At 60.3% G+C, this 14,360-nt stretch carries 12 protein-coding genes; 4 read left to right on the top strand and 8 right to left on the bottom strand.

The features are described 5' to 3' along the window. Window positions 1-10: 10 nt before the first annotated feature. Entirely contained in the window at window positions 11-577 is a 567-nt protein-coding gene (locus P2T68_RS09290; RefSeq protein WP_024074087.1) for a CsiV family protein, read from the top strand. A gap of 9 nt (window positions 578-586) precedes the next feature. Next, window positions 587-3,280, top strand: a complete 2,694-nt coding sequence (locus tag P2T68_RS09285) for a DEAD/DEAH box helicase (protein ID WP_024074086.1) — start codon at window positions 587-589, stop codon at window positions 3,278-3,280. A 44-nt stretch (window positions 3,281-3,324) separates the two neighbouring features. Here P2T68_RS09285 and nagZ read toward each other — a convergent pair whose 3' ends face one another. Both nagZ and P2T68_RS09275 read right to left on the bottom strand, forming a co-directional pair. Continuing rightward, a complete protein-coding gene (nagZ, locus tag P2T68_RS09280) occupies window positions 3,325-4,335 on the bottom strand; it encodes a beta-N-acetylhexosaminidase (protein ID WP_069075499.1) in 1,011 nt (336 codons plus the stop codon). 145 nt (window positions 4,336-4,480) lie between these two features. After that, window positions 4,481-5,188 carry a TetR/AcrR family transcriptional regulator gene (locus tag P2T68_RS09275; protein ID WP_024074084.1) on the bottom strand — a complete coding sequence of 236 codons (708 nt, stop codon included), beginning with the start codon at window positions 5,186-5,188 and terminating at the stop codon, window positions 4,481-4,483. A 263-nt stretch (window positions 5,189-5,451) separates the two neighbouring features. Here P2T68_RS09275 and lexA point away from each other — a divergent pair, with 263 nt between their 5' ends. Next, window positions 5,452-6,060, top strand: coding sequence for a transcriptional repressor LexA (gene lexA / locus P2T68_RS09270; RefSeq protein ID WP_003172575.1), 609 nt, complete (start codon window positions 5,452-5,454; stop codon window positions 6,058-6,060). A gap of 10 nt (window positions 6,061-6,070) precedes the next feature. Continuing rightward, window positions 6,071-6,544, top strand: a complete 474-nt coding sequence (gene sulA, locus P2T68_RS09265; protein WP_024074083.1) for an SOS-induced cell division inhibitor SulA — start codon at window positions 6,071-6,073, stop codon at window positions 6,542-6,544. 308 nt (window positions 6,545-6,852) lie between these two features. On the opposite strand, the gene P2T68_RS09260 is transcribed toward sulA, so the two are convergent. From P2T68_RS09260 to fadB, 6 genes are all read right to left on the bottom strand, one after another. After that, a complete protein-coding gene (locus tag P2T68_RS09260; RefSeq protein ID WP_010212068.1) occupies window positions 6,853-7,086 on the bottom strand; it encodes a hypothetical protein in 234 nt (77 codons plus the stop codon). A 118-nt stretch (window positions 7,087-7,204) separates the two neighbouring features. After that, the gene (locus P2T68_RS09255; protein WP_024074082.1) at window positions 7,205-7,726 is read right to left on the bottom strand and encodes a DUF6586 family protein; all 522 of its coding nucleotides are present in this window, start codon (window positions 7,724-7,726) and stop codon (window positions 7,205-7,207) included. 205 nt (window positions 7,727-7,931) lie between these two features. After that, window positions 7,932-10,553 carry a type I DNA topoisomerase gene (topA, locus tag P2T68_RS09250; protein ID WP_277379268.1) on the bottom strand — a complete coding sequence of 874 codons (2,622 nt, stop codon included), beginning with the start codon at window positions 10,551-10,553 and terminating at the stop codon, window positions 7,932-7,934. A 114-nt stretch (window positions 10,554-10,667) separates the two neighbouring features. Continuing rightward, window positions 10,668-10,904: a DUF1653 domain-containing protein gene (locus P2T68_RS09245; protein WP_010212074.1), complete on the bottom strand. Its 237-nt coding sequence runs from the start codon at window positions 10,902-10,904 to the stop codon at window positions 10,668-10,670. A 97-nt stretch (window positions 10,905-11,001) separates the two neighbouring features. Continuing rightward, a complete protein-coding gene (gene fadA, locus P2T68_RS09240) occupies window positions 11,002-12,177 on the bottom strand; it encodes an acetyl-CoA C-acyltransferase FadA (RefSeq protein WP_024074080.1) in 1,176 nt (391 codons plus the stop codon). A 29-nt stretch (window positions 12,178-12,206) separates the two neighbouring features. Further along, the gene (gene fadB / locus P2T68_RS09235) at window positions 12,207-14,354 is read right to left on the bottom strand and encodes a fatty acid oxidation complex subunit alpha FadB (RefSeq protein ID WP_069075500.1); all 2,148 of its coding nucleotides are present in this window, start codon (window positions 14,352-14,354) and stop codon (window positions 12,207-12,209) included. Window positions 14,355-14,360: the final 6 nt, after the last annotated feature.

Genomic DNA, 14,360 nt, shown 5'->3' with positions numbered 1-14,360 from the left:
GGACGCCCCAATGCGCGTGTTCCGCATTCTGAGCCTGTTGTTAGTGGTACTTGCACCCTCGGCATTTGCCGACAGCCTGTACCAGGTTGAAATGATCCTGATACGCCAGAACGCGGAGCCAGAGATGAGCAACCGCGCCGCACCGGAAGATTGGGATGCCGGCGCGGTGCGCCTGGGCGACAGAATGAGCCCGCCGCGCCTGGCCAACATCGCCGACAAACTGCGCGCCGACGCCAACTACACCGTGCTCGCCCATAAAGCCTGGGAACAGAACCTGGGTGAGCAGCCGGTAAAAATCGCGATCGCCGAGGGGGCGGAACAGTTTGGCCAATTCCCCATCGAAGGGGTATTGAGCCTGCAACTGGGGCGCTTTACCGATATCGATGCCGACTTCTGGGTCAACCAGTTCGACAGCAACGGCAGCGTGATCGCCAGCGAACACCTGAGCCAGAAGGACGTGCGCACCAAGAACAACCAGCTCAACTACCTGGACGGCGGCCGCCTGGCGCTGCTGATCAAGATCACCTCGTTGACCGTCAAACAACCCAGCGCACCACCGCCCGATATTCAGGACTGATCCAGCGCCATGCCCCTGACGTCGTCGCTGACCAAACCCCTGGCCCCTTCGTGGGCCAATCGCTTCAAAGAGCAAAGCCTGGAGCGTGGGCGGCGCTACGCCCTGGAGAACCGCGTACGTATCGTCGAGTCCGGTGACAGCACGATCATCGCCAGTTGCGAAGGCTCGGGCAGCAACGTCTATCGGCAGACCATTTCACTGCGCGAGTCCGCCAAGGGCATGCTGATCCTGGTGGACAGCCGCTGCACCTGCCCGGTCCATACCAACTGCAAACATATCGCGGCGGTGTTGCTCAAGGTCCAGGAAACCCTGGCCTACCCCGCCGCCGCCCAGGATGCCGAACTGCTGGGAAAACTCCAGGCGGTGCTGGATAACCGCGTGGTACTGCCGCAGGTGGTGATGGAGGACGTGCTGCCAGTACCACGGCTGTGGCTGGCCAGCGTCGAATTCAGCGCGTTCGAGCCGCGCAACGGCAAGATGCAGCGCTATATCCAGCACCGTGCGGCACTGTCGTTCAACTATCTGGGCAACTATGTCAGCGGGCAAAAGAACGCCGACATCATCGTGCGCCAGGAAACCCAAAGCCTGCGTATCAAGCGTCATCCCGAGCTGGAACAGCCCTATCGCGAACAACTGCGCCTGCTCGGTTTCAAGATCGCCACGCGCCAGAGCAAGGCCCTGCCGGAAAGCGCCGGCGAACTGTTCGAGATGGTCAATGACAGCGCCTGGCTGAACTTCACGCTCAACTCGTCGCCGACGCTGCGCGCCGAAGGCTGGGAGTTGCAGATCGACGAGGACTTCGGCTTCGACCTCAGCCCGGTGGACGACTGGTACGCCACCGTCGATGAAGCGCCGGAACGCGACTGGTTCGACCTGGAACTGGGGATCATCGTCAATGGCGAGCGGCTGAGCCTGCTGCCGATCCTGCTCAACCTGATGCGCTCGCACACCGAGCTTCTCAACCCGGAGAAACTCGCACGGCGCCGCGACGAAGAGTTGATCCTGGTGAATATCCCCGGCCTGCCCAATGGCGGCCATGGCCCGCTGCAAGTGGCATTGCCCTATGGCCGCTTGAAACCCGTGCTGGCCACCTTGGGCGAGTTCTACCTGCAGGACCCCGGCACCACCACCCTGCGCCTGGCCAAGGCCGATGCGATTCGCCTGAACCCGCTGGAAGACCTGCCCCTGCAATGGGAAGGCGGCGAAAAAATCCGCAACTTCGCCCAGCGTCTGCGGGATATCAAGGACTTCACCTGTGTCGCGCCCGAAGGCTTGAACGCGACGTTGCGCCCCTATCAGCTGGAAGGCTTGAGCTGGATGCAGTCACTGCGCCAACTGGACGTCGGCGGGATTCTTGCCGATGACATGGGCCTGGGCAAAACCCTGCAAACCCTGGCGCATATTCTCAGCGAGAAAATCGCCGGGCGCCTGGACCGGCCTTGCATGGTGGTGATGCCCACCAGCCTCATACCCAATTGGCTCGATGAAGCCGCGCACTTCACCCCGCAACTCAAGGTGCTGGCGCTGTACGGTGCCGCGCGCAAAAAGCACTTCGCCACATTGCAGGACTATGACCTGCTGCTGACCACCTATGCGCTGTTGCCCAAGGACATCGAGCACCTCGCCACCCAGCCCCTGCATGTGCTGATCCTCGATGAAGCCCAGTACATCAAGAACCCTTCGAGCAAGGCGGCCCAGGCAGCACGTCAGCTCAATGCACGGCAGCGCCTGTGCCTGAGCGGCACGCCGCTGGAAAACCACCTGGGTGAGTTGTGGTCGCTGTTCCACTTCCTGCTGCCGGGCTGGCTGGGTGACGTTAAAAGCTTCAACCGCGATTACCGCGCGCCCATCGAAAAGCGCGGCAGCGATGTGCGACTGCAACACCTCAACGGCCGGATCAAACCCTTCCTGTTGCGCCGCACCAAGGAGCAGGTGGCGACGGAGTTGCCGCCCAAGACCGAGATCATCCACTGGGTCGACCTCAACGAAGCCCAGCGCGACGTGTACGAAACCATGCGCCTGGCCATGGATAAAAAGGTCCGCGACGAAATTACCCGCAAGGGTGTGGCACGCAGCCAGATCATCATTCTCGAAGCCCTGCTCAAGTTACGCCAAGTGTGCTGCGACCTGCGACTGATCAACGACGCCAGCCTGCCCGCCCGTGGCAGCAGTTCGGGAAAGCTCGATAGCTTGATGGAGATGCTCGAAGAGTTGTTTGCCGAGGGGCGCCGGATCCTGCTGTTTTCCCAGTTCACCTCGATGCTGGGCCTGATCGAAGCCGAACTGAAAAAGCGCGGTGTCGCCTATGCGCTGCTCACCGGCCAGACCCGTGATCGGCGCACTCCGGTGAAGGACTTCCAGAGCGGCAAGCTGCAGATTTTCCTGATCAGCCTGAAAGCCGGTGGTGTGGGCCTGAACCTGACAGAAGCGGACACGGTGATTCACTACGACCCGTGGTGGAACCCCGCCACGGAAAACCAGGCCACCGACCGGGCGTATCGCATCGGTCAGGAAAAGCCGGTGTTTGTGTACAAGATGATTGCCCGCGGCACGGTGGAAGAGAAAATTCAGCATCTGCAGAAGGAAAAGTCCGACCTGGCGGCGGGCGTGCTGGACGGTCGGACGACCGGGGATTGGCAGTTGGGCAATGACGATATCGAGGCGCTCTTTGCACCGCTGCCTAATAAGCAAGAGAAGCGCTGACGGCAAGAGCGCCATCGCGAGCACGCCCGCGATGGACGCGACACTTAATCGATCAACTGCGCATCCCGCAGCGCACCGAGCGCCACCAGCCAACGCGGGTCCTGCTTATACTCCGTCGAAGCCATCGCCTGCCCGCGCATCCGTGCAATCCGCGGCGATGGCGTGACTTTCATCCGCTGGGCCGCACTCAGCGCCAGTTCAGCCGCCGCACGATCATTACACACCAGGCCCATATCGCAGCCCGCCGTCAGCGCGGCCTCGATACGGCTGGCAGCGTCTCCCACCACATGGGCGCCGGCCATAGACAAGTCATCGCTGAAAATCACCCCGTCAAACTGCAACTCACCGCGCAGGATGTCCTGCAACCAGCGACGCGAGAAGCCGGCGGGCTGAGCGTCAACCTGCGGGTAGATAACATGGGCGGGCATCACGGCCGCCAATTGCTGGCTCAGGCGCGCGAAGGGCACCAGGTCATGGCTGCGAATCTGCTCCAGGCTGCGCTCGTCAGTAGGAATGGCGACATGGGAATCGGCTTCAGCCCAGCCGTGACCGGGGAAGTGCTTGCCGGTGGCGGCCATGCCGGCGCTGTTCATACCGCGGATAAAGGCACCGGCAAGCACCGCGGCACGCGCTGGGTCACCCTCGAAGGCGCGCGTGCCGACCACGGCACTGCGTTGGTAGTCCAGGTCCAGCACAGGGGCGAAGCTGAGATCAAGACCGACAGCCAGCACTTCAGTGGCCATGATCCAGCCACATTGTTCGGCCAGGTACTCGGCGTTGGGGTTATCCGCCAGGGCACGCATGGCCGGCAGGCGCACGAAGCCTTGGCGCAGGCGCTGCACGCGCCCCCCTTCCTGGTCGACCGCCAGCAGCAGGTCCGGGCGCACGGCACGGATCGCCGCGCTCAGCTCTCGCACCTGGCGTGGATGCTCGATATTGCGCGCGAAAATGATCAACCCGCCCACCTCCGGCTGGCGCAGCAGGTGGCGATCCTCGGCCGTCAGCCAGGTGCCGGCTACGTCGACCATCAAAGAACCTTGCAGGGCAGCAGTCATAAACCTTCCTTAAATAACGCACACAACCCGCTACCCTCACGCGGCGCGATCAACGCGGCGGGAGCAACGGGTTGTGTGTAAATAGCTGAATTCGGCATGGGCGGCTAGCTTAGCGGATGCTAGCGGCCACGCACACCCAGGGCGGTCAAACCTTGGCGGGGATGGGAATGGATTTGCTGCGCGGGCGCAATTGAGCGGCGACCATGGCAGGATCGGTGACACCGCTTTCGGCGCGCATGCCCGCGGCGAGAAAAGGCACCATCAGGCGCATCACCTGCTCGATCGAGGTGTTCACGCCAAAGTCGGTCTCGGCAATCGCACGCAACGCCTTGATCCCGGACATGCTGAACGCCGCCGCACCGAGCATGAAATGTACGCGCCAGAACAGCTCGATCGGCGGGATGCGCGGTGCGGCCTCGTTGACCAGCAACATATAGCGACGAAACACCTTGCCGTACATGTCTTCGAGGTAGCGGCGCAGGTGACCCTGGCTCTGACTGAACGCCAGGCCCAACAGGCGCATGAAGATCGACAAGTCGTTGCCACTGCGTGGTTGAACCACCAAGGCTTGTTCGACGAGGATTTCCAGCAGGTCTTCCAGGCTTGGCTTAGGATCGGCCTTGGCCTGGCGTCGTTCGAGCTCACGGTCCAGGCTGGCGCAGAACGGCCCGAGGAAACGCGAGAACACCGCCTGGATCAGGGCCTTTTTCGAGCCGAAATGGTAGTTCACTGCGGCGAGGTTGACCCCGGCCTTGCTGGTGATCAGCCGCAATGAAGTTTCAGCAAATCCTTTTTCCGCGAACAACTGCTCGGCAGCATCGAGAATGCGTTCAACGGTTTCCGACTGGGCCATGGCTACTCCGCCTGACAAACACTTGTTTGAAACATACGTTTCAAGTTGTGTCTTGTCAAGCCTGCAGGTTCGCTTTCCGGCCGGGCAGTCATCTGTTTCAGCGCTATTTAATCACATCCTTCCAGGTCTGTAGGCAGCGCTACCTATGCCTTGTAGGACGGCTGACGAATGACCGTCCGGCGCCATGGCAGAAAAGGATGATTGCCAAGCGCAGTTCACTGTATATAATCCCAGTCACTGTATAAAAAGACAGAGCGATCAACATGCTAAAACTGACGCCACGCCAAGCTGAGATTCTGGCTTTTATCAAGCGCTGCCTCGATGACAACGGCTACCCGCCGACGCGAGCGGAGATTGCGCTGGAACTGGGATTCAAATCCCCCAACGCCGCCGAAGAGCATCTCAAGGCCCTTGCTCGCAAGGGCGCGATCGAGATGACCCCAGGCGCTTCGCGCGGCATTCGCATCCCTGGCTTCGAAGCCAAGGCCGACGAATCGACACTGCCGATCATCGGTCGCGTCGCCGCCGGTGCGCCGATCCTGGCGCAGCAGCACGTCGAGGAATCCTGCAACATCAACCCGACCTTCTTCCATCCTCGCGCCGACTACCTGTTGCGGGTCCATGGCATGAGCATGAAGGACGTGGGCATTTTCGACGGTGACCTGCTGGCCGTCCATACCACCCGCGAAGCGCGTAACGGCCAGATCGTGGTGGCCCGCATCGGCGATGAAGTCACCGTCAAACGCTTCAAGCGCGAAGGCAGCAAGGTCTGGCTGTTAGCCGAGAACCCTGAGTTCGCCCCGATTGAAGTGAACCTGAAAGACCAGGACCTGGTGATCGAAGGCCTGAGCGTCGGCGTCATTCGCCGCTAAAGGAGGCATCATGCAGCTCGTGCACACCCCACAACACACACAACTGTCGCTGTTCGAGGCCTTCATGGCCCAACCCCTTGCGCCCCTCCTCAAGGAAACGGTCGAGGCGCCCTGGAGCGCCGAGCCTGAGGCGTTCAGTGAATTGTCGTTGCGCGGTGCTGCCGGGAGCTGCCTGAGCCTGCTGGCGCCAATCCTGCGCGAACTGAGCGAGGAACAGGACGCACGCTGGCTGACACTGATCGCCCCGCCCGCCAGCCTGACCCAGGCCTGGCTACGGGACGCCGGCCTGAACCGTGAGCGCATCCTGCTGCTGCAACCGCGCGGCGCGCAAAGCGCCCAGCAGTTGACCTGCGAAGCCTTGCGCCTGGGTCGTAGCCATACAGTGGTGAGCTGGCTGAACCCATTGAATGCCAGCGCCAAGCAGCAGCTGATCAGTGCTGCGCGCACAGGTGATGCTCAGAGCTTGAATATTCGATTGGGATAATGCGATGAGCCTGCGGAGGAGCTCGTTGTGGCAGGTGGACTCGTTGTGGCAGGCGGGCTTGCTGTGGCAGGTGGGTTTGCTGTGGCGAGCGGGCTTGCTGTGGCGAGCGGGCTTGCCCCGCGTTGGGCTGCGAAGCGGCCCCAAAACCAGACACCGTGGAATACCTGATATACCGCATTGATCTATTTAGGACTGCTTCGCAGCCCAACGCGGGGCAAGCCCGCTCGCCACAGCAAGCCCACCTGCCACAGCAAGTCCGCTCACCACGACAAACCCACCTGCCCTAGCAAGCCCGATCCTCACAGGACTCAGTGAAGAACCCGTGGGCCGTCTTCCTTCTCAGGTTCGCCTTCTGCCAAGCGGCCTGCCATCTGAACACCGACGCTCAACATGGCTTTTGCCACTTCCACGTGCTGGCCTTGCAGGAACACCTTGGCATCCTCGGAAAAATCCAGAATAACCAGAGAACCCTCGTCCTCCGCCCGGCGCAGCTCGATTCGGCCGTCAGGCAATTCAACAATTTCCAGAAAGGACGTTGGCATAAAAGTCTGTTCTCCACGAAAGGCCGGGATTATATCAGTCATCCGCCCGGCTTCGTTGAGGTTCTGAAGAGGTTTCTTTACGGCTTGATGAACGGTGCCATATGAATCCGACCAACGCTCAGCACTCGTTCAAACCTTCACGAAAGCGCAACGCCATCTTTTTCAGCTCCTGACGCCAGCCTTCCAACTCTTCGCGACTCAGAGGCTTGGGCTCTTCCTCTTCCAACGCAACCGCCACGATCAAGGGCTGGGTCACATCGCCCTTGGGCACATGGGGAACACGGGGCGGTTGAAACATATCCGCATGGGCCTTGAGCAGACGCGCGACCCAGCTGTCGGGGCTCTGGGCCATTTCCACCAACTCGGCCAGTTCAGGGATCGCCATGCTTTCCAGCACTTCACGATTCATGATCATTTCCGCACGGGGCGAACCGGCCTGGGGCAAGCGGTAGAACCCCGCGATCTCATGACACAAGCCCAGTAACGCACCATACAGGTGGAACAACGCGGCTTCACGCCCAGCCTGAACCAGCGCAATCGCGTTCATCTCCTTGCCTTGCTCGGCACGGCCAAGGGCTTCCAGGGACAAACCCGCAAAGTAAATTTTCTGGTTGGTACGGGTATAGAGTTCGTTGGCCATAACGGCAATCTCCACAACGAATAAGCGTGATGCTGGCTATGTAGGAGCGAGCTTGCTCGCGAAAAACTTCAGAGCGCCGTTCGGCATCAGGTTTTTCGCGTAATCATCAACAACCTTCGCGAGTAAGGACCAAGCACCCTCCTCGATCCCGCAGCAAGCAAAAGCCGTCTATACAGACGGCTTTTAGCGTTAGCAGAGTATAGGATCAAGCGCCCTGGCGCTTGTCCTCAACCTTCCACTTACCGCCGTCGTAGAACGCCTTCCAACCGGTCGGCTTGCCGTCCACTTCGGACTGCACGTACTGCTCCTTGGTCTTGCGGCTGTAGCGGATCACGGCTGGGCGACCATCCGGGTCCTTCTTCGGCGCCTCACACAGGAAGTGGTACTTAGGATCGATCTCGTCCTTGTGCGGCACGATTTCCAGCACCAATGGTGCACGGGTCTCGCGGTTTTTCGGGAACTGGCTGGCGGCCAGGAACAGGCCCGAAGCACCATCACGCAGGATGTAGGTGTCGTTGACCTTCTCGCACTTGAGTTCGGGCATCTTCACCGGGTCCATCTTCGGCGGCGCCGCATCACCGCTTTTCAGCAGTTTGCGGGTGTTCTTGCACGTCGGGTTGGTGCAACCGAAGAACTTGCCGAAGCGGCCGGTCTTGAGCTGCATCTCACTGCCGCACTTGTCGCATTCCAGGCTCGGGCCTTCGTAGCCCTTGATGCGGTAGCTGCCCTCTTCGATCTCATAGCCGTCACAATCCGGGTTGTTACCGCAGATATGCAGCTTGTGCTTCTCATCGAGCAGATAGGCATCCATCGCCGTGTTGCAGATCGGGCAGCGGTGCTTGCCACGCAGTACCAGCGATTCGGACTCCCCCTCGTCGTCGGCGGCGATTTCATCTCCCGGCACCAGGTTGACGGTGGCCTTGCAACGCTCTTTCGGTGGCAGGCTGTAACCCGAGCAACCGAGGAAAACGCCGGTGGAAGCGGTACGGATCTGCATCGGACGGCCGCAGGTCAGGCACGGGATGTCGGTCATCACCGGCTGGTTCGCGCGCATCCCGCTCTCGGGGCTTTCGGCCACTTCGAGTTTCTTCTTGAAGTCGCCGTAGAACTCGTCCAGCACGTTTTTCCAGTCGCGCTCGCCCTGGGCCACGTCATCGAGGTTCTCTTCCATGCCGGCGGTGAAGCCGTAGTCCATCAGGTTGGAGAAGCTCTCGGACAGACGCTCGGTGACGATATCGCCCATCTTTTCCGAATAGAAACGACGGTTGTGCAGGGCAACGTAGCCACGGTCCTGGATCGTCGAGATGATCGCGGCGTAGGTCGAAGGACGACCGATACCGCGTTTTTCCATCTCTTTCACCAGGCTGGCTTCCGAATAACGCGCCGGCGGCTTGGTGAAGTGCTGGGACGGGTCGAGCTTGATCAGCTTGAGCGTATCGCCCTGGGCCATGTCCGGCAGTACATCGTCGTCGCCCGGCTTGGCGATCTGCGGCATCACGCGGGTATAGCCGTCGAACTTGAGGATACGGCCCTTGGCGCGCAGCTCGAAGTCGCCAGCGCCCACACTGACGGTGGTGGACAGGTATTGCGCCGGCAGCATCTGGCAGGCCAGGAACTGGCGCCAGATCAGCTCGTAGAGGCGCTCAGCGTCGCGTTCCATGCCGCTCAGCTTGCTTGGCTCGGTGTTGGCGTCGGAAGGACGAATCGCTTCGTGAGCCTCCTGGGCGCCCTCTTTGCTGCTGTAGACGTTCGGCTTCTCCGGCAGGTACTTCTTGCCGAACTCACTTTCAATATAAGTGCGCGCCATGGCCACCGCGTCTTGCGACAGGTTGGTGGAGTCGGTACGCATATAGGTGATGTAGCCAGCTTCGTACAGACGCTGGGCCATCATCATGGTCTTCTTCACCCCGAAGCCCAGGCGGTTGCTCGCGGCCTGTTGCAAGGTAGAGGTAATGAACGGTGCCGACGGCTTGCTGCTGGTCGGTTTGTCTTCGCGCTTGACGATGCTGTAGCTGGAAGCCTTGAGCTTTTCCAGCGCGGCCATGGCCTGGGCTTCGTTCAGCGGCTTGAACGCCTCGCCTTTCTCACGGGCCACTTCGAAGCGCACGTTGGCGCCCTTGGCAGTGCCCAGGTTGGCGTGGACTTCCCAGTATTCTTCGGGGTTGAACGCACGGATCTCACGCTCACGCTCCACCACCAGCTTGACCGCTACCGATTGCACACGGCCGGCGGACAGGCCGCGGGCGATCTTGGCCCACAGCAGTGGCGAGACCATGTAGCCCACGACGCGGTCGAGGAAACGACGGGCCTGCTGGGCGTTGACGCGGTCAATGTCCAGCTCGCCCGGCTTGGAAAAGGCTTCCTGGATGGCTTTCTTGGTGATTTCGTTGAACACCACACGCTTGTAGCGGCTGTCATCGCCGCCGATGGCTTCCCGCAGGTGCCAGGCAATGGCTTCCCCTTCGCGGTCCAAGTCCGTTGCGAGATAGATGGTGTCTGCATCCTTGGCGAGCCGACGCAGCTCTTCGATGACCTTTTCCTTGCCCGGAAGGATTTCGTACTTGGCCTTCCAGCCATGTTCCGGATCCACCCCCATGCGCGAGACCAGCTGCTTGCGCGCTTTCTCTTTAGGGCTGAGCACCGGACCTTCGCCCGCGGCCGCCTTGCCGCGCTTGGCGGCAGGCTCCTTGCTGGCGCTAGCCGAACCGCTGGTGGGCAGGTCTCGGATATGGCCGATACTCGACTTCACCACGTACTCGTTGCCCAAGTACTTGTTGATGGTCTTGGCCTTAGCCGGGGATTCCACAATGACCAGCGATTTGCCCATGGATCGGAAAATTCCTGAATTCGAGAAGTGAAAGGCAGTTGGCGCCTGACGCGGCAACGCTATATATAGTGGCAACAAGGTGAGGTCAAGCGCAGCATTCTGCGCGGCCTGCCGTTATTGCCCTGAAAAAAGACTGGGTTCGGCCTGGACCAAAGCAAAGCGCGGGACCTGCTCGCCGTCAACTTCGACGGTCTCGAGGAACATGCTCAAGGGGCGCACCCAAAAGCCGTAATCGCCATACAGTGCTTGGTAGAACACCACTTCTTCTTCGGTCTCGGAATGCCGTGCCACGCTGAAAACGCGGTACTGCGGACCTTTATAATGTTGGTAGAGCCCTGGTTCGACTTTCATGCTCTGGCCCCCTTACAAAATTTGTTGAAAAAAAATATTAAAAATTCCAAAAAACAAAAACCGGGGCACTGGGCCCCGGCTTCCGTCAACTCAACGCTTAGACGCGTTCGAAGACGGTGGAAATGCCTTGGCCAAGACCAATGCACATGGTTGCAACCCCGAGGTTACCGCCATTTTGCTTCATCACGTTAAGCAAAGTGCCGGAAATACGCGCACCGGAGCAACCGAATGGGTGGCCCAGGGCAATCGCACCGCCGTGCAGGTTAACCTTCTCGTTCATCTTGTCGAGCACTTTCAAATCTTTCAGCACCGGCAGGGCCTGTGCAGCGAAAGCTTCGTTGAGTTCGAAGAAGTCGATATCGGAGATGGTCAGGCCCGCACGCTTCAAGGCTTTTTGTGTCGCCGGTACTGGACCATAGCCCATGATTGCGGGGTCCACACCCGCCACGGCCATCGAACGAATCACCGCCAGCGGCTGGATACCCAGGTCCTGGGCACGCTGCGCCGACATCACGATCATGCACGAGGCACCATCGGTGATTTGCGACGAAGTACCCGCCGTCACGGTGCCGCCCTTCGGATTGAAGGCAGGCTTGAGGGCCGCCAGGCTTTCCAGGGTGGTGTCCGGACGAATGGTTTCGTCGTAGTCGAACAGTTTCAGGAAACCGTTCTCGTCGTAGCCGTTCATCGGGATGATTTCATCCTTGAACTTGCCTTCCACCGTTGCCTTGTGGGCCAACTGGTGGGAGCGCAGGCCGAACGCGTCCTGGGCTTCACGGGTAATGCCGTGCATCTTGCCGAGCATTTCCGCGGTCAGGCCCATCATGCCCGAGGCTTTTGCCGCGTACAGCGACATGTGTGGGTTGGGATCGACGCCGTGCATCATGCTGACGTGGCCCATGTGCTCCACGCCACCGACCACGAACACATCCCCGTTACCCGTCATGATCGCCTGGGCGGCCGTGTGCAGGGCGCTCATCGAGGAGCCACACAAACGGCTGACGGTCTGGCCGGCGGCCGTGTGCGGGATCTGGGTCATCAGCGACGCCATGCGCGCGATGTTCCAGCCCTGCTCCAGGGTCTGGTTGACGCAGCCCCAGATCACGTCTTCGACTTCGTTCGGGTCGACCTTGACGTTGCGCTCCAGCAATTTGCTGATCAGGTGCGCCGACATATCTTCAGCGCGGGTGTTGCGGTGCATGCCGCCCTTGGAGCGGCCCATCGGTGTGCGACCGAAGTCGACAATCACGACGTCTCTTGGATTCAAGCTCATAAATATTCTCGCTCTAGTCGTCTGGGCACTTAACCGAAGAAGCTCTGGCCATTCCTGGCCATCTCACGCAGCTTCGCGGTCGGGTGGTACAGCGGGCCCAAATCAGCGTATTGATCAGCCAGGGCAACGAATTCGGCTACACCGATCGAGTCGATGTAACGCAGCGCACCACCACGGAATGGAGGGAAACCAATACCGTATACCAGGCCCATATCGGCTTCGGCAGCGGTCTCGACGATGCCGTCTTCCAGGCAACGCACGGTCTCCAGGCACAGGGCGATCATCATCCAGTTGACGATGTCCTCGTCGGACACCTCACGCTGTTCATAGATGACCGGCGCAAGCACCTCGTGGACCGACGGGTCAGCGACCTTCTTCTGCTTGCCCTTCTTGTCGGTCTCGTAGGCGTAGAAGCCCTTGCCGTTTTTCTGACCCAGGCGCTTGGCCTCGTAGAGCGCGTCGATCGCCGAGCGCCGGTCGTCTTTCATACGGTCCGGGAAGCCTTCAGCCATCACGTCGCGGCCGTGGTGACCGGTGTCGATGCCGACAACGTCCATCAGGTACGCCGGGCCCATGGGCCAGCCGAATTTTTCCATGACCTTGTCGATGCGCACGAAGTCCACACCGGCGCTGACCAGCTTGGCGAAACCGCCGAAGTACGGGAACAGCACGCGGTTGACCAGGAAGCCCGGGCAATCATTGACCACGATCGGGTTCTTGCCCATTTTCTTGGCGTAGGCAACGGTGGTGGCGATGGCCAACTCGCTGGACTTCTCGCCACGGATCACTTCCACCAGCGGCATCATGTGCACCGGGTTAAAGAAGTGCATGCCGACGAAGTTTTCCGGACGCTTGAGCGCCTTGGCCAGCAGCGAGATGGAGATCGTCGAGGTGTTGGACGCCAGGATAGTGTCGTCTTTGACCTGCGCTTCCACTTCAGCCAGTACGGCTTGCTTGACCTTCGGGTTCTCGACAACCGCTTCGACCACCAGGTCGACATGGCCGAAATCGCCGTAGGACAGCGTAGGACGAATGCCGTTAAGCACTTCAGCCATTTTCGCAGCGGTCATGCGACCTTTATCAACGCGGCCCACCAGCAGCTTGGCGGCTTCCGCCAGGCCCTGCTCGATACCGTGTTCGTTGATGTCTTTCATCAGGATCGGCGTGCCTTTGGACGCCGACTGATAGGCGATACCGCCACCCATGATGCCGGCGCCGAGTACGGCGGCCTGTTTCACGTCCTTGGCGACTTCGTCGTAGGCCTTGGCCTTTTTCTTCAGTTCCTGATCGTTCAGGAACAGGCCGATCAGGCTCTGGGCAGCAGAGGTCTTGGCCAGTTTGACAAAACCCGCCGCTTCCACTTCCAGGGCTTTGTCGCGACCGAAGTTCGCGGCCTTCTGGATGGTCTTGATCGCTTCAACCGGCGCCGGGTAGTTCGGACCGGCCTGGCCGGCCACGAAACCCTTGGCGGTTTCGAACGACATCATTTGTTCGATGGCGTTGAGTTTGAGTTTTTCCAGCTTCGGCTGACGCTTGGCCTTGTAGTCAAATTCGCCGCTGATGGCGCCTTTGATCAGGTTCAGTGCAGCTTCGGCCAGTTTGTCCGGGGCAACCACAGCGTCGACGGCACCGACTTTCAGCGCGTCTTCAGCTTTATTTTCCTTACCCGCGGCGATCCACTCGATGGCGTTGTCGGCACCGATCAGGCGCGGCAGACGCACGGTACCGCCGAAGCCTGGGTAGATGCCCAGCTTGACTTCAGGCAGGCCGATCTTGGCAGTGGCCGACATGACGCGGAAGTCTGCGGCCAGGCACATTTCCAAGCCGCCGCCCAAGGCGATGCCATTGATGGCGGCAACGGTCGGCACGTTGAGGTCTTCGAAATCGCTGAAAATCTTGTTGGCTTCGAGGTTGCCAGCCACCAGCTCGGCATCGGGCAGCTTGAAGTTGTCGACGAATTCGGTGATGTCAGCGCCGACGATAAACACGTCCTTGCCGCTGGAGACGATCACGCCCTTGACCGAAGCATCTGCTTTGATGGTGTCTACGGCCTGACGCAGTTCGTTCAGGGTTAGACGGTTGAACTTGTTGACGGACTCACCCTTGAGGTCGAATTTCAATTCGACGATGCCACTTTCAAGAGCCTTAACCGTGATGGCTTTACCTTCGTAAATCATCAACTG

Origin of the sequence: Pseudomonas sp. G11, assembly GCF_029457515.1 — a bacterium.
Lineage (GTDB): Bacteria > Pseudomonadota > Gammaproteobacteria > Pseudomonadales > Pseudomonadaceae > Aquipseudomonas > Aquipseudomonas gorinensis.
The sequence above is the reverse complement of the archived record's forward strand: the minus strand, read 5'-3'. Positions and strand labels throughout refer to the sequence as shown.